Source organism: Nitrobacter sp. JJSN (genome assembly GCF_051912485.1).
Classification (GTDB): Bacteria; Pseudomonadota; Alphaproteobacteria; order Rhizobiales; family Xanthobacteraceae; genus Nitrobacter.
Window position 1 is genome coordinate 3,097,534 of record NZ_CP196822.1, and the last position, 15,838, is coordinate 3,113,371.

General features: G+C 64.0%; 15 protein-coding genes. 6 read left to right on the top strand and 9 right to left on the bottom strand.

All coding sequences use genetic code 11. From position 1 onward, the window contains the following. Positions 1 to 30 precede the first annotated feature (30 nt). From ACSZOQ_RS15215 to hemC, 4 genes are all read right to left on the bottom strand, one after another. On the bottom strand, positions 31 to 1,683 hold the full coding sequence (locus tag ACSZOQ_RS15215; RefSeq protein WP_439923281.1) for a heme biosynthesis protein HemY: 1,653 nt from the start codon (positions 1,681 to 1,683) through the stop codon (positions 31 to 33). Positions 1,684 to 1,690: 7 nt separating this feature from the next. Further along, positions 1,691 to 2,983 (bottom strand): COG4223 family protein, encoded by a 1,293-nt coding sequence (locus ACSZOQ_RS15220; RefSeq protein WP_439923282.1) that lies wholly within the window; start codon positions 2,981 to 2,983, stop codon positions 1,691 to 1,693. Between the two features lie 115 nt (positions 2,984 to 3,098). Then, positions 3,099 to 3,845, bottom strand: coding sequence for a uroporphyrinogen-III synthase (locus ACSZOQ_RS15225; RefSeq protein ID WP_439923283.1), 747 nt, complete (start codon positions 3,843 to 3,845; stop codon positions 3,099 to 3,101). A 3-nt stretch (positions 3,846 to 3,848) separates the two neighbouring features. After that, positions 3,849 to 4,799 (bottom strand): hydroxymethylbilane synthase, encoded by a 951-nt coding sequence (gene hemC, locus ACSZOQ_RS15230; protein ID WP_439923284.1) that lies wholly within the window; start codon positions 4,797 to 4,799, stop codon positions 3,849 to 3,851. A gap of 89 nt (positions 4,800 to 4,888) precedes the next feature. Here hemC and tsaD point away from each other — a divergent pair, with 89 nt between their 5' ends. The 3 genes from tsaD to ACSZOQ_RS15245 are packed head-to-tail and all read left to right on the top strand — an operon-like array spanning position 4,889 to position 7,372. Beyond that, positions 4,889 to 5,962 carry a tRNA (adenosine(37)-N6)-threonylcarbamoyltransferase complex transferase subunit TsaD gene (gene tsaD / locus ACSZOQ_RS15235; protein ID WP_439926089.1) on the top strand — a complete coding sequence of 358 codons (1,074 nt, stop codon included), beginning with the start codon at positions 4,889 to 4,891 and terminating at the stop codon, positions 5,960 to 5,962. Between the two features lie 13 nt (positions 5,963 to 5,975). Next, positions 5,976 to 6,956: an NAD(P)H-dependent glycerol-3-phosphate dehydrogenase gene (locus ACSZOQ_RS15240; protein WP_439923285.1), complete on the top strand. Its 981-nt coding sequence runs from the start codon at positions 5,976 to 5,978 to the stop codon at positions 6,954 to 6,956. 2 nt (positions 6,957 to 6,958) lie between these two features. After that, positions 6,959 to 7,372 carry an EVE domain-containing protein gene (locus ACSZOQ_RS15245; protein WP_439923286.1) on the top strand — a complete coding sequence of 138 codons (414 nt, stop codon included), beginning with the start codon at positions 6,959 to 6,961 and terminating at the stop codon, positions 7,370 to 7,372. Between the two features lie 120 nt (positions 7,373 to 7,492). On the opposite strand, the gene ACSZOQ_RS15250 is transcribed toward ACSZOQ_RS15245, so the two are convergent. Continuing rightward, entirely contained in the window at positions 7,493 to 7,957 is a 465-nt protein-coding gene (locus ACSZOQ_RS15250) for a DUF2059 domain-containing protein (RefSeq protein WP_439923287.1), read from the bottom strand. A 234-nt stretch (positions 7,958 to 8,191) separates the two neighbouring features. Here ACSZOQ_RS15250 and acs point away from each other — a divergent pair, with 234 nt between their 5' ends. After that, the gene (gene acs / locus ACSZOQ_RS15255; protein ID WP_439923288.1) at positions 8,192 to 10,150 is read left to right on the top strand and encodes an acetate--CoA ligase; all 1,959 of its coding nucleotides are present in this window, start codon (positions 8,192 to 8,194) and stop codon (positions 10,148 to 10,150) included. A gap of 69 nt (positions 10,151 to 10,219) precedes the next feature. Here acs and ACSZOQ_RS15260 read toward each other — a convergent pair whose 3' ends face one another. Next, on the bottom strand, positions 10,220 to 10,846 hold the full coding sequence (locus tag ACSZOQ_RS15260) for a S24 family peptidase (protein WP_439926091.1): 627 nt from the start codon (positions 10,844 to 10,846) through the stop codon (positions 10,220 to 10,222). A gap of 232 nt (positions 10,847 to 11,078) precedes the next feature. Between ACSZOQ_RS15260 and ACSZOQ_RS15265 the strand changes: the two genes are divergently transcribed. Further along, positions 11,079 to 11,423, top strand: a complete 345-nt coding sequence (locus ACSZOQ_RS15265; RefSeq protein WP_439926093.1) for a DUF952 domain-containing protein — start codon at positions 11,079 to 11,081, stop codon at positions 11,421 to 11,423. Beyond that, entirely contained in the window at positions 11,420 to 12,514 is a 1,095-nt protein-coding gene (locus ACSZOQ_RS15270) for a quinone-dependent dihydroorotate dehydrogenase (RefSeq protein WP_439923289.1), read from the top strand. The genes ACSZOQ_RS15265 and ACSZOQ_RS15270 overlap by 4 nt, the downstream gene beginning before the upstream one ends. 86 nt (positions 12,515 to 12,600) lie before the next feature. On the opposite strand, the gene ACSZOQ_RS15275 is transcribed toward ACSZOQ_RS15270, so the two are convergent. The 3 genes from ACSZOQ_RS15275 to ACSZOQ_RS15285 all read right to left on the bottom strand — a co-directional run bounded on the left by ACSZOQ_RS15275 (position 12,601) and on the right by ACSZOQ_RS15285 (position 15,782). Further along, positions 12,601 to 12,903 (bottom strand): DUF6460 domain-containing protein, encoded by a 303-nt coding sequence (locus tag ACSZOQ_RS15275; protein ID WP_439923290.1) that lies wholly within the window; start codon positions 12,901 to 12,903, stop codon positions 12,601 to 12,603. A gap of 99 nt (positions 12,904 to 13,002) precedes the next feature. After that, positions 13,003 to 14,736 (bottom strand): cisplatin damage response ATP-dependent DNA ligase, encoded by a 1,734-nt coding sequence (locus ACSZOQ_RS15280; protein ID WP_439923291.1) that lies wholly within the window; start codon positions 14,734 to 14,736, stop codon positions 13,003 to 13,005. Then, the gene (locus ACSZOQ_RS15285) at positions 14,733 to 15,782 is read right to left on the bottom strand and encodes a ligase-associated DNA damage response exonuclease (RefSeq protein ID WP_439923292.1); all 1,050 of its coding nucleotides are present in this window, start codon (positions 15,780 to 15,782) and stop codon (positions 14,733 to 14,735) included. Before ACSZOQ_RS15285 ends, ACSZOQ_RS15280 begins: the two co-directional genes overlap by 4 nt. Between the last annotated feature and the right edge of the window lie 56 nt (positions 15,783 to 15,838).

Here is a 15,838-nt window from a genome sequence, read left to right on the forward strand (position 1 = left end):
GCGCCAGCAAATATCGCCGCTCGGTCGCCGTCAGCTACCCCGGCGCGACAGGAGCCCGCGCAACCCTCCGGCCTGTCGCGCAGCAGGAGAGTTTTCTTCAGCAAATCCATCGTTTTGGAGCCCTTCATCGACTCCCGGATCGTCGGGAGCGCGAACGATTGGAATCACGGCGGGGATGTCGGACGCGTCGGTCTTGTCCAGGTCCGATTGCGTACGAGAGGTCGGCGACGTCGCGGCCTCGACTCCGGACGATGACGATTCGACCGCAATCACCGGCGTTGCGCCGTCCGGAGCGGCAAACTGCCCGTCCGGAGACGCTGCAGGCAACGCTTCGACGCGCGGTGTATCACCAGCGATCCGGTCCGAAACTCCCGACTCGACCAAAGCGGGTCTGCTCGAAGGTAGCGCCGCCAACGGGGTCTGCCACTGAAACGCGTCGAGCCGCCCGGTCACTGGCGAAACCGGCCGCCAGTGGTCCGACACGTACCCGTCCGCGGTCCAGACCGGATCATGCAAGGCACGCACGGCACGCAGCGTCCAGGCGCGGGCACGACCGCTGTCGCCATGCTCGTTGTGCTCGATTTCGGCCATCAGCATCGCAACGCGTTGCGTCGGCGCGGCGATCAGCGGCTCTAGTACCTCGCGGGCCCGGACGAATTCGCTGGCATCGATAGCCGCGCGCGCAATTGCCATCGCGCCTTCCGGATGACCGGGCGTTTTTTCCGCCAGCGTCTCGACGCGCGCCAGCCGCTCCCGTGCCGAATCGCCGGGCGTGACGTGGGCGTAGGCATCGGCGAGATCAGGATGCGGCTGTGCCAGCCACGCGGTTTCGATGATCCGCATCGCACGCCGCATCTGATTGCCTTCGCTCAGATACTTGCTCGCAAGCACCACAGCCGGAATCAGCGTCGGCGCAAATTTCACTGCCTCCATCACGGTATTGCGCGACGCGTCGCGATCCGACTGTTCGAGCTCCAGCGCCCGCGCGGTCAGCAGCACGCCGCGCTGACGGCGATACAGCGCCTTGTCCATCAAACCCGACGCAACGTTTTTGTCGAGGATGGCAAGCGCGCCGGTCCAGTCGGCCCTGGCGCAGCGGAAGCCCAGCGCGGCTTGCGAGGCCCATATCGAGGACGGCGAAGCTTTAAGCGCCTCTTCCGCGATCGCCACCGCGGCCGCCCGATCGTCGGCACGCTGGGCTTCGATGAAAAGCCCGCGCAAGCCCAATAACCGCGTATCCGAACGTTCCGCCATAGCGCGGAACGCGCGCTGCGCGCGGTCAGTATTGCCGTCGAGCTGCGCGGACTGCGCGTGCAACAGCAGCGCCAACGGGTCTTGCGACACCAGACGACGGGCAACCCTGGCATGCGAGCGTGCGGCCGCAGCGTCGCCATGACCGATAGCAAGCAGTCCACGGGTAACCGCGTCGCGGCCGCGCGCACTCCGACGTTCCCGGCGCGCGCGCCGGATGCGTTTCGGCGCTAGCCACAGCCCTCGCACGATGCTCCACACCAGCACGGCGGCAACGACAAGCAGGCCCAGCCCAAGTATGAAAGCGGGTAGCGTGGCCTCGATCCGCCAGACATCCCACGACATCACGATCGTGCCAGTCTGATCGGCAACCCAGGTGGCACCCAATGCCGCCAGTGCAATTAGAACGAGGAACAGGATGATACGGAACATCTGAAACCTATTGCGCTGGTTTGGTCAGCGCCGCCATCGCGTCGACTGCGAATTGATGCGACGCGGCGAGAGCGGCATCGTGTGCGTCGGCCTTGGTGATCCAGAGCTCAGCGGCAGTGCGATCGGCCGGAGGAAGTGAGTTCAATTCTGCCTTCGCGGCAACAACATCGTTTTGCCGCGCCGATGCCGCGATGCGCGCAACGGTAGCGCTGGCGGACTCTGTGTGTGAGCCATCGAGGCGTTCGATGCGCACCAGACGTGCGGCGCCTTCCTGCAGCCGGTTCACGATGCTGCTGCCGGTCGTCGCCATGACCGGTGTTGGCGCAGGCGCGAGCTTTGGCACGATCGCAAGCAGTTCGCGACACAGCACGTTCGCGCTCGGCACGCCTGAGTCCGCAAACGCCTCCAGCGGCTTCAACGTGTCGGGATCGGCAATCAGGGCCTTTGATGCCGCCAGCAGATCGCCATAAGGCTGCCCCTGACGCACCGACACGTTCAGCAGCGTCGCGGCCACAGCCCGGCGAAGCGACACATTGTCGGCCGGAGCCGTATCATGCTTGGTTGCCTCAGAGGTGAGGGTTTGCGTCGTCTGCTCGACCTGGTGCTCGACCTGGGCGAGCCGCGCGCTGAGGGCCGCAAGATCAGACGTCTCATCGGCGTCATGCGGCGCAGCCGCCCCCTCCTTCAACGCCGCAGCCTGCTTGTCGGATTGACCGCGAACGGTCGCCAGTTCGCCGCGCAAGGATGCAACGGATTTTTCCAGCGCATCGATGCGTGCTGCGGCGGCCGGATCGAGCGCCGAAGCAACAGGCTTGCCCGCCTTGGACTCGACACTGGCTACCCGGTCCGAAAGATCGCTAAACTGCGCCCCACTGACTTGCGGCGCAGAAGAGGAGGACGGCGGCCAATCCGCCAGCCACGCGCCGCCAACCACGAGCCCGGCAGCGATAGCGCCGGTGATCGCGGCGATCACGGCCGATAAGGCGCGGGAGCGTGGGGGCGGAGAAACCAGCTGCCCGCCGACGGGCTGCTGATCGTCAACCGCTCCACCCACATCCCCGGATCCGGTATCACCCGTCCCGGAAATTCGGTTCGCGTCGGGATCTGCGGCAGACGAGTGGCTCTGCCAACTTCCCTCTTGCGAGGCGTCATCCCGCCTGTCATCGGCTGCTCCGCCCGCAAGCCCCGAACCGGCATGGTCCGCCGTCTTGAGCGTTTCAGTCGTTTCAATGTCTGTAGCAGGTGAGTGCTTCTGCGAGCTCCCTTCCTGCGACGCGTCATCGTGCCTGTCGTCTGCCATCGTCACGGTTCCCCATTGCGGCGACACATCAGTATTAGATCGAGACCCCTCTCCCTCTTACCCCGATTACGGTCGTAACGCACGAATTACCGCGAGTACAGTCGCACCGCACAATTTACCGCGACAGGGGCTGCAAAGCACAACCAAGCGCCTCCAATACCGCATTTTCCGCCGGGGCGGTCGCCACCACCACGTGAGGAGCGCCGGCGTCTCGCAGAATCGAGGCCACCGTGCCGGAGATGCAACATTGGGGGACCGCCAATGCCGATATCTCGACGCCCCCGACGCGAACCGCATCCAGGAAAGCACGGGCGCTGCGTCGCGAGTAGTGCAGCACCGCCGAGATCCGATGCGATGCAAATGCATCGCAGACCTCGCGGGACAGGTTCATCACCGGCACCATACGGTAACTCGTCGCCATCACAACATGTAAACCGCGCTCCCCCAGATCTCCGGCGAGATCACGCGCTCGATCGGTGGCTGCGAGATAAAGAATCGTTGCATCCTTCGCCAGGACCTTCGCGCGGACACTCTTCATGATGAGGTCGCGCAATGCTATCGCATCTCCCCCCGCCGCGACCACATCCTGAAAGCCGGCCTGACGCGCGGCCTCCGCCGTATGCTCGCCGACGGCAAACACGGCGAGCTTCAGCAGCGACGCTCTGGCGGGGTGATCGGCGAGCGCACGCAGCGCGTTGGCGCTGGTCACCACGACGGCGCCGTAACGCGCATCCGGATCAATCTCGAAAGCGACTGCCTCGAAGCGCAATACCGGCGACAACAGAACCTCGATCCCCTTCGCACGAAGGGCCGCGGCCGTGGTTTCATTGTCAGGTTCAGGCCGTGTGACGAGAACCGCCACGCCTCACGCTCCGGCAAACAGCGTGAAGAATTTCTCGCCGGCGCGCTCGCGCAGTTCACGCGCCGCGTCCGCACCGAGCGTGGCGGCATCCGCGCGCGCGCCTTCGCGCGTGGTCTCGTAGGACTCCGTGCCATCGGGAGAAATGATGAGACCGCGGAAATGAATGCTGTCGCCACTCACGCGACAATGGCCGCCGATCGGCGTACGACAGGAGCCATCGAGCAGTGCCAGAAAGCTCCGCTCTGCGCTCAGCGCGACTTCTGTATCAGAATCGCCGATTGCCTTCACGAACGCGTTGATGCGGTCGTCATCGCGCCGCGATTCGATTGCGATGGCGCCCTGCCCGACTGCCGGCAGGAATTCCTCGGTCTCAAGAATGCGCGTCGCCTTGTCCTGCAATCCGAGGCGATTCAAGCCGGCCAGCGCCAGCAGCGTGGCATCGGCCTCTCCCGCCGCGATCTTGCGCAAGCGCGTCTCGACATTGCCGCGTAGCGAATTGACCTTCAGATCCGGGCGCAACCGCAGCACCATAGCCTGCCGCCGCAGCGAGGCGGTTCCAACCGTCGCGCCTGCTGGCAGATCATTCAATGAGCCGGCACGCGGGCTGATGAAGACGTCGCGCACGTCTTCACGCGGCAGAAACGCCGGCAGCCAGGTGGCATCGGGCAGAAAAGTCGGCACGTCCTTCGACGAATGCACCGCGAAGTCGATGGAGCCGGCGAGCAGGGCCTCCTCGATCTCCTTGGTAAAAAGTCCCTTACCGCCGACATCGAACAGCGGGCGGTCCTGAATGGCATCGCCAGAGGTTCGGATGGTCTTGATGGCGATCCGCTCGGGCGCCACCTGATGCGCGCGCGCCAGGCGGTCACGCACCTCATGAGCCTGCGCCAGCGCCAGCGGGCTGCCCCGGCTGCCGATCGTTGCCAGAATGTCTGTTTCACCGGAGGATTGCACGCCAAGACCTCATAATGCTACGCCGTGAAGAGAGGGAAACGCTGGTTTGCCCGATAACGCAAGGGCCTATATCTAGGTACGACATGCCGATGCTGGTGCTAGGGATCGAGACCACCTGCGATGAAACCGCAGCCGCCGTGGTCGAGCGCCAGGCTGACGGCAGCGCCCGGATACTCTCCAACATCGTGCGCTCGCAGACTGGAGAACATGCCCCCTACGGCGGCGTGGTTCCGGAGATCGCGGCGCGCGCTCATGTCGATCTGCTCGATGGCATCATCGCTAATGCCATGAAGGACTCGGGCGTCGACTTTCCGGCACTGTCCGGCGTCGCGGCCGCCGCCGGACCGGGCCTGATCGGCGGCGTGATCGTGGGGCTGACCACGGCCAAGGCGATCGCGCTGGTGCATCGCACACCGCTGATCGCGGTCAATCATCTCGAAGCCCACGCGCTGACGCCCCGGCTGACCTGCGCGCTGGAATTTCCCTACTGCCTGTTCCTCGCCTCCGGCGGGCATACCCAGATCGTCGCAGTGCTGGGCGTCGGCAATTATGTCCGGCTCGGCACCACGGTCGATGATGCCATGGGCGAGGCCTTCGACAAGGTGGCGAAAATGCTCGGCCTGCCCTACCCCGGCGGCCCGCAAGTCGAGCGCGCCGCGGTTGATGGCGACGCCACGCGATTCAATTTCCCACGACCGATGCTCGGACGCCCCGACGCCAACTTCTCGCTCTCCGGCCTGAAGACCGCCGTGCGCAACGAGGCCGCTCGCATCGACCCGCTGGAGCCGCAGGACATCAGCGACATCTGCGCCGGGTTTCAGGCCGCTGTGCTCGAGGCAACCGCAGACCGGCTCAGCGTCGGCCTCAAACTGTTTGAAGAGCGGTTCGGCCCGCCGAGCGCGCTGGTCGCCGCCGGCGGCGTCGCCGCCAATCAGGCGATCCGCGGCGCGCTCGAGGGCGTTGCCGCCAAGGCACAGACCACGCTCATCATCCCGCCGCCGGCCTTGTGCACCGACAATGGCGCAATGATCGCATGGGCCGGTGCCGAACGGCTGGCGGCCGGATTGACCGACACTCTCGAGACCCCTCCGCGTGCGCGCTGGCTGTTAGATGCCAACGCTCAGGCACCTGCGGGCTTCGCCAATACCCGCGCCGGATTTTGAAGATGTTGTCGCGATGAGACCATTCAACCGCGTTTCCGTGATCGGCGCCGGAGCCTGGGGCACGGCGCTGGCCGGCGTTGCCGCGCGCGCGGGACGAGAGGTGACGTTGTATGCGCGCGATGCGGCGACGGCTGCAGCGATCTCCGCAACACGGGACAATCCGCGACTGCCCGGCATTCCCCTCGACCGCAGCATCGTTGTGACGCATGACATCGCCGCCGCCGGCCGCGCCGATATCATCGTGATCGCGGTCCCCGCACAAAATTCGCGCACGGCGGTCACCTCGCTGGCTCCGCATCTCGCAGCCGGCACGCCCGTCATCACCAGCGCCAAGGGCATCGAGCATGGCACGCGGCGCTTCATGACCGAGGTGATCGAGGAGGCTGCGCCTCAAGCCATCCCCGCGATCCTATCCGGGCCGAGTTTTGCCGACGACGTGGCACGGGGGCTTCCGACCGCTGTGACGCTGGCGGCAAAAGACGAAGCGACGGCGGTCGCGCTGGTTCAGGCGCTCGGCTCAAAGACCTTTCGGCCCTATCACACCACCGATATTCGCGGCGTCGAGATTGGCGGCGCTGCCAAGAACGTGCTGGCGATCGCCGCGGGCATCGTCGCGAGTCGGAAGTTGGGCGCCTCGGCGCTGGCGGCGCTGACAACGCGGGCCTTCGCCGAATTGATGCGGCTCGGACTTGCTTGCGGCGCGCAGGCCGAAACCATCTCGGGACTGGCGGGACTGGGCGACCTGATCCTGAGTTGCTCCAGTCCGCAGTCACGCAATTTTGCGCTCGGCATCGCACTCGGTCGCGGGGATCAGCCTCCGCGCGGCAAACTCAGCGAAGGCGAATTTACCGCGCCGGTGCTGGCCGAGCTGGCCGCGGCCAATGGAATCGACATACCGGTCGCACAGGCGGTCGCGGCCATTCTCGCCGGCAGATTGACGGTCGACGAGGCCATCGACAATCTGCTGACGCGGCCGTTCCGGGCGGAAGGATAAGCATGGCGTACTGGCTGGTGAAATCGGAGCCTTCGGCGTGGTCATGGGACCAGCAGGTAGCGAAGGGCGCCAAGGGCGAAGCCTGGACCGGCGTGCGCAACTTCACAGCGCGACAGAACCTCGTCGCCATGAAAAAAGGCGACCTGACGTTCTTCTATCATTCCAATGAGGGCAAGGAGATTGTCGGCATCGCCGAAATCATCCGCGAAGCCTATCCCGATCCCACCGACAAGACCGGCAAGTTCGTCTGCGTGGATATCAAAGCGGACAAGCCGCTGAAAGCGCCGGTGACGATAGCCGCCGTCAAGGCCGACGAACGCCTGACCGACATGGCGCTGGTGAAATACTCGCGCCTCTCGGTGCAGCCGGTGACGGCGGCGGAGTGGAAGCTGGTCTGCAAGATGGGCGGGCTCTAAGGAGAGGCGATGCCGTCCTCCTGCCGGTTATTAGTTACCGCTTATTTTTGGCAGTCCCTGCAACCCGCTCCTTATCGGGGTGCAAACTGGTCAGGCCCAGCGAAATGGCGCGGAATCCCGTCAGATCGCATGGCCCTTCTTGCGCAATTCCTCGATCATCCGCGTCCGTATTTCGCTGGCGATCGACCGGCCGAACTGCTGCCCGACCGCCATAGTCTGCCGGGCCACCAGCGGCGTTTTCTGAAGAAATTTCTGACCGACCGGCGTCTTGTAGAACACAATTAGCGCACGCAGGTCATCCGCCGAGAAATTGCTGGCGTAGACCTTCACCACCGCGTCGGACAATTCCTCCATGCGGCTTTGGAAGCTCTGCAGCAATATCGGAATCATGGCGTCGTAATCACGCTCGACGTTGGGACGGCCCTGCACGATCGCCGGTTTCAGCGTCGTCATGATCGTCGGCATCAGGTTCTTGAACTGTTCGCCGAGATTGATGGTGGCCACCAGTTCCTTTGCAGCGGCAATGGACTCTGGCGAGGGAGTTTGCGCACGCGCCGGGATCGGTGTGAGCCATATCGTGGCCAATGCGAGAAGGCACCCTATGCAAGACAGAAACTTCCACATCTTTGATCCCCTTCAAATCGCCGCGTGCGTCATGAATTAATATACTCGCAGAACGTCCCGCTGCGACAAACCGTGCAATCCCGACCAAGGTGGCACACCCTTGCCACTTGCCGAGCCCGAGGGCTGCGACGCATAATACCTTCAAGAACAAAGCAGAACTTGGCGCAGACGCGCGGAGTTTGAGTGGAGGGACAGATGTCCGACAAGATTTATGACGTAAGCGCGGATTGGGCCAAGCGGGCCTGGATCGACGACGCCAAATATCGGGAGATGTATGCGCGCTCGATCAAGGATCCGAATGGCTTCTGGTCCGAGGCAGCCAAGCGGGTTGACTGGATCGAGCCGTTCACCAAGGTCGAGAACACCTCGTTCGAACTCGGCAAGGTGTCGATCAAATGGTTCGAGGATGGCGTACTCAACGCCGCCTATAACTGCATCGACCGGCATCTGGAAAAACGCGGCGACCAGACCGCGATCATCTGGGAAGGTGACGATCCCTCGCAATCGAGGCACATCACCTATCGCGAACTGCACGACGAAGTCTGCAAGATGGCCAACATCCTACGGCTGCGCAACGTCAAGAAGGGCGATCGCGTCACCATCTACCTGCCGATGATTCCGGAAGCGGCCTACGCGATCCTCGCCTGCGCGCGGATCGGCGCGATCCACTCGGTGGTGTTCGGCGGATTCTCGCCCGATTCCATCGCCGGCCGTCTCCGCGATTGCAAATCGCGCGTCATCATCACCTCGGACGAGGGGCTGCGCGGTGGCCGCACCATCGCGATGAAGGCCAACGTCGATGCGGCGATCGAGAAGGTCAACGGCGAGGTCGACTGGGTGATTGTGGTCAAGCGCACCGGCGGCAAGGTCAACATGGATCCGAAGCGCGACGTCTGGCACCACGAAGCCGCCGCCGTGGTCGAAAGCGAATGCCCGTGCGAGCCGATGAGCGCGGAAGACCCGCTGTTCATTCTCTACACCTCGGGCTCGACCGGACAGCCCAAGGGCGTGCTGCACACGACCGCCGGCTATCTGATCTTCGTGTCGATGACGCATCAGTACGTGTTCGACTATCACGACGGCGACATCTACTGGTGCACCGCCGACGTCGGCTGGGTCACCGGCCACAGCTACATTCTCTATGGGCCGCTGGCGAATGGCGCGACCACGATGATGTTCGAGGGCGTGCCGAACTATCCGGACAATTCGCGGTTCTGGAATGTGATCGACAAGCACAAAGTCAACATCTTCTACACCGCGCCGACCGCAATCCGCGCCTTGATGCAGGCTGGCGACGACCCGGTGAAGAAAACCTCCCGCGCAAGCCTGCGCCTGCTCGGCTCGGTCGGCGAGCCGATCAATCCGGAAGCCTGGGAATGGTACCACCGCGTGGTCGGCGACAGCCGCTGCCCGGTGGTCGATACCTGGTGGCAGACCGAGACCGGCGGCATCATGATCTCGGCACTCCCGGGTGCGATCGCGCAAAAGCCCGGCTCTGCGACCAAGCCGTTCTTCGGAATCGTGCCTGAGATCGTCGATGCCGACGGCAAGGTGCTGGAAGGCGAATGCAGCGGCAACCTGTGCATTGCAAAATCGTGGCCGGGCCAGGTGCGCACGGTCTATGGCGATCACGCCCGCTTCGAGCAGACTTACTTTTCCTCCTACAAGGGCAAGTACTTCTCAGGTGACGGCTGCCGCCGCGATGCCGACGGCTACTACTGGATCACCGGCCGCGTCGATGACGTCATCAACGTCTCCGGCCACCGCATGGGCACGGCGGAAGTCGAAAGCTCGCTGGTGGCGCATGAGAGCGTGTCGGAAGCCGCCGTAGTCGGCTATCCCCATAACATCAAGGGCCAGGGCATCTACGCTTACGTGACCCTGATGCAGGGCGTGGAGCCGAGCGAGGCGCTGCGCAAGGAACTGGTCGCGTGGGTGCGCAAGGACATCGGGCCGATCGCATCGCCCGACCTGATCCAGTTCGCGCCGGGCCTGCCGAAAACCCGTTCCGGCAAGATCATGCGCCGCATCCTGCGCAAGATTGCCGAGGACGAGCCGTCCAGCCTGGGCGACACCACGACGCTGGCCGATCCCGGCGTCGTCACCGATCTGGTCAAGAATCGTCAGAACAAGAAAGATGGCGCCGCGGCGTAGAGCGGGGCACGCTTGTAGGAAATCCCGCCGACGCTTCCCTCTCCCGCAAGCGGGAGAGGGAAAATGGAATTATTGGCTCGCCCACACGATCCGCGCGATCCACTCCACGTCGGAAGCGGGCAGCGTGCGGTTGACGTGGTTCGGGTTGAGCGATTGCAGCTCGATCATCTTCGCGGTTCGGCGCTTGAGTTCCTTTACCATCACCTCGCCGTCCTTGGTCTTCACCACCACACGGTCGCCGCGCCGGATCGGCGTCCCCGGCGAGACCACGATGACATCGCCGTCGCGATAGGCCGGCTTCATCGAGTCGCCGGATATTTCCAGCGCATAGGCGTGTTCGTCGTTGACGCAGGGAAGACCTACCTCGTCCCAGCCCTTGCCCACAGGAAAGCCGCCATCGTCGAAATAGCCGCCCGCGCCGGCCTCGGCGAAACCGAGCAGCGGCACTGCCTGCGCGGCGCGCGCCGTGTCCTCGATGAACTGCACAAAGGTGTCGATCGCGGTATCTGTGGCGGCGAGCGCTTTCGCGACCGACTCGGTTGAAGGCCACCGCTCGCGGCCGTCGCTGGTGATACGTTTCGATTTGTTGAAGGTGGTCGGGTCAAGTCCGGCTCTTCTCGCCAGCCCCGATGGCGACATACCGGCGCGATCCGCGAGACGATCCAGCGCCGACCAGATCTGGGCGTGTGTCAGCATGGCCATGTGGCGCGTCCTGATTTCCGCTCCCCAGAGCGGTGAATTCTGTCAAGAACTAGGAATTATTACCTCAACTGACGAAAGCCTGCAATGCGCCGGGGATAAAATGCGGCTCTTGAAGTGCGAGCGGGCCACCGATACGGTCACCATGAGCCGCTGCAATTTAAGCGGGCGGAAACATGATCGTGCGCTTTTCAATATCATGAAGCGCAATGGCGGGCTCGGGACACGCGTGCGAACGATCTACAAAATCTGCCCTGCTACGGCCTGGCGGGAGGCCGAGCAGCACGGCGTTTTTCGCGGCAGCGCCGACGATTTGCGCGACGGCTTCATCCATTTTTCTACCGCATCCCAGGTCGAAGGCACGGCCCGCAAGCACTTCTCTGGCCAGACCGGGCTGCTCCTGATCGCGATCGATGCCGATGGACTGGGAGACCCGCTGCGCTGGGAAGTCTCGCGCGGCGGCGAGCTGTTTCCGCATCTCTATGGCGAGCTCGATCTCAGCCATGTCACGGCGGTGCTGGACATGCACGCACGACCGGACGGATATCACGACATCCCGGAGCTTGCGCCGTGATCCGCGCCTTCGACAATTTCTCGCTGCCGCTCTTGCGCTGGTTCGATCCCGAGGACGCGCATCGCATGGCGATACAGGGCTTGCGACTGCTGCCACCGATACGCCAGCGCGCCGACGATCCGAAACTCGCGGTTCGTGCCTTCGGTTTGAATTTTCCAAACCCCATCGGCTTGGCCGCAGGCTTTGACAAGAGCGCCGAAGTCCCAGACGCGCTGCTGAAACTGGGATTCGGCTTTGTCGAGATCGGTTCGGTGACGCCGAGGCCTCAACCCGGCAATCCGCGCCCGCGTGTGTTCCGGCTCGAACGCGACGAGGGCGTGATCAACCGCATGGGGTTCAACAACGACGGTGCTCACGTCGTGCTGCGCCGGCTGGCCGCCCGCGCGCATTCCGGCGGCATCATCGGTGTCAACGTCGGCGCCAACAAAGATTCGGCCAATCGCGTCGCCGACTACGTCAGGCTGATCGAAATCTTCGCGCCGGTGGCGAGTTATTTCACTGTCAACGTATCGTCGCCCAATACGCCGGGCCTGCGCAACCTGCAGGAGGCGGGCGCGCTCGACGAGCTGCTGGCGAAGGTAATCGACGCCCGCGAGCGGGTTCGTCAGAACGCCGGCGACACGCCGGTGCTGCTCAAGATCGCGCCCGACCTGACGCTGGCGGAGCTCGACGACGTCGTCCACGTGGCGCGCTCGCGCCGTATCGACGGCATGATCGTCGGCAACACGACAATAGCGCGGCCATCGACCCTGCGCGATCAATCGCGTGCGAAAGAACAGGGCGGGCTGTCGGGACGACCGCTGTTCCGACTGTCGACCCGGATGGTAGCGGAAACCTATGTGCGTACCGAAGGCGCGTTCCCGCTGATCGGGGTCGGCGGCATCGACTCCGGCGGCGCGGCACTGACCAAGATTCGCGCCGGTGCCACGCTGATCCAGCTTTATTCGTCGCTGGTCTACAAGGGACTCGGACTGGTCGACGACATCAAGGGCGATCTGATGTCGACGCTGCTGCGGACAGGACACGACTCGCTATCGGACATCGTCGGGGCGGATGCTGCTGCAATTACGGCGGAAGACTGGCCGGTCTAAGCTTATCATTATTGAATGAGCATGATCTTATCCGAAAACCGGTTTCCACTTTGCGCTGGCGCTGCCCTTCGGGTCGGAATCATGTTCTAACGCCCGCGCGGCGCGCCGAACAAGCGCGACAACAGCCAGATCGGGATCACGATGACGGCGCCGAGCAGGAAGTAACGCCACAATCCGTTGATCGCATCGAAGCCGAGATTCCAGACCCGTTCGACCAGCAGGCGAACGCTGTGCACGATATTCCAGGGATCGAAGCCGATCGCCGCGAGCATCACGCCGACCAGCGTCGACAGCAGGATGAGGCGAAACGCAACCGCCAGCGGCGAGCCCCCGAGGAAACGCGAGAGATTGTCGGAGCTGGCCGGAAATTTCCGGGTATCGTTCGGCATCAAAGCCCTCCTGCGGGCATCCGCGCCCGCGCACATCAACAGCATAAACCATAAACCGCGTGAGGCAGATGGGGAACCACTGTTCCGCTGTCAACGTATTCATGCCGATTGAACCGTGGCGCTGGAGGCGAGCATCCGCTCCAGCGTCTCCAGCCGATCGGCTTCGCGCGGCGGCTTGTCCCAGCGCAATCGACTGATGCGGGGAAAGCGCATCGCCACGCCGGATCTGTGCCGGGCCGAACGCTGCAATCCCTCAAAGGCGACTTCCAGCACCAGCCCCCGATTGGGCTCATGCACGACATGGCGCACGGGGCCGAAGGTCTCGGTGGTATTGCGGCGGACGAAACGGTCGATCTGCAGCAGTTCCTCGTCGGTGAAGCCGAAATAGGCCTTGCCCACCGGCACCAGTTGCTCGTCGCCGTCGACTGCGCTCCAGACTCCGAATGTGTAGTCCGAATAGTAGGACGAGCGCTTGCCATGGCCGCGCTGTGCATACATCAACACGGCGTCGATGACATGCGGATCGCGCTTCCATTTCCACCACAGGCCCTTCGGGCGTCCCGGCAAATACGGGGCGTCCCGGCGCTTCAGCATCACGCCCTCGACGGCGTCGGCATCCGCTCCCGCCGCGGCCGGGGCGGCGCGGGCTGCTGCGAGTTCGTCCCATGTGGCGAAGGGCACCTGCGGCGAGAGGTCGATACGCGGGTCGTCAAGCGACGCGATAAAAGTCTCGAGTCGTCGTCGCCGTTCCTCGAACGGCAACTCCCGCAGATCGTTGTCGCCATCGCCGAGCAGGTCGTAGGCGCGCAGATGGATGGGAAATTCCTTCATCAACCTGGGTGTCACCGCCTTGCGGTTCAGCCGCTGTTGCAGGACGTTGAACGATTGCACCTTCCCGTCGCGCACGACCAGCAGTTCACCGTCTATTGCGAACGCTTGATACCGAAAAGTGCGAAGCTGTTTTCGGGAATCATCAAGCGTCACTTCTGAAGATTCCTGCAGCCGTAGCGAAGGCAGCAAATCCGGAAAGCTGTTGGTGATATCCTCGCCGGTGCGCGAATAGAGCCGGGTCACGATACTGCCATGTTCGTCGCGGCCGCTGACCGCCTGAGCGCGGATGCCGTCCCATTTCCATTCGGCCGTGAAATCAGCCGCATCGAGATTCGCGAAATCGGCATCCTCGATTGCGTGCGCCAGCATCACCGGCCGGAACGGCGCGGGGTCGCGGTTGACCGGCTTGTCACCACGACCCTCGAGCCATGAGAACAAGTCAAGGTAAGGCGGCGCGAGACCGGGCCAGATCAGTTCGACATCGTGCGCGTCTCTGTCGCCGAGCGCGGCCGCGGCGGTCTTGGCAAGCCGCGCGGACACGCCGATCCGCATCGCGCCGGTGACGAGTTTCAAGAGCGCCCAGCGCCCGGTCTCGTCGAGTTCATCAAGCCAGCGCGCAAGCTGCGCCGGCAGTTCAGCCTTGCCTAGCGTGCGCAGTGTGGTGACGACCTCGGTGAGCGTGGGCGGGGGCGGATTGTTGTGGCCGCTCGTTTCCTTCTCAGCTTGTGATGGCGACGGCCACATCAGCGCTACGGTTTCGGAGAGATCGCCGACGTAATCGTAGGACAGCGCGAACAGCACCGGATCGGCACGCGCGGCGATCAGCTCGCGGATCAAGGCGGGCTTGGCGTGCTTGAACGACAATGCGCCGGTCAGCGCTGCCAGCGCGTAGCCGCGAGCCGGATCCGGCGTCTCGCGAAAATACAACGTGATCAGCCGCAGCTTGTTGTTGCGTCCAGGTTCATAGGCGAGACGGTCGAGCAGTTCGGCGAAGCGATTCATGAGCCGCGCTCTTCGCTTGAGGATGCTTCCACACCGCTATCCTCGTCGCCGTAGCCGACAAGCGCCAGCGGGCGCGCAACAAGGCCCTTGGTCGTGCACCAATGCACCAGCGCGTCTTCCTGGCCATGAGTCACCCAGATCTCGCCCGCCCCCGTCGCAGCGATGGTGCGGGTCAGGCCGTCCCAGTCGGCGTGATCCGAGATAACCAGCGGCAGTTCGACGCCGCGCTGCCTCGCTCGCGCGCGCACCCGCATCCAGCCTGACGCAAACGCCGTCACCGGATCGGGAAAGCGCCGCGTCCAGAGATCTGCGGTAGCCGAGGGCGGCGCCAGCGTGATGGTGCCCGCAAGGTCGGCCTTCTTCATCCCCTTGACCGGCCGCAAGTCGCCAAGTGCGATGCCGCGGCTTTGATAGTACTGCGTGACCTTGTCCATCGCGCCGTGCAGATAGATCGGTGCGCAGTAGCCGGCCTCGCGGATCAGCGCGATTACGCGCTGCGCCTTGCCGAGCGAATAAGCACCGACAAGATGCGCGCGTTCCGGGAACAGCGCGACCGAGGCCAGCAGCTTGTTCACTTCGGACGCCGCGTCGCCATGACGGAACACCGGCAGTCCGAACGTGGCCTCGGTGATGAAGACGTCGCATCGCACCACCTCGAACGGCGTGCAGGTCGGATCGCGGACATCCTTGTAGTCGCCGGAGGCAACGATGCGGACACCGCCGTGCGTCACCGCGATCTGCGCCGAGCCCAGCACGTGCCCGGCCGGATGGAGCGCGATCGAGACCTCGCCGAGTCTGATCTCTTCACCATAGGAAATCGCCTGCGTGGAACCCGCGAAATCATCGCCGTAACGCAGCCGCATGATATCGAGCGTTTCCTGCGTCGCCAGCACCGCCCCGTGGCCGGGGCGCGCATGATCAGAGTGGCCGTGGGTGATGACCGCGCGGTCCACAGGGCGCACCGGATCGATATGGAAGTCGCCAGGCTTGCAATACAACCCGGCGGCGACGGGCATCAGGATGTCTTGCGGACGCATGACGGACATATAAGCGGGCGCGGGAATCGTTCGAGTCCAGCGCTCAACGATATATCGGCGCAACG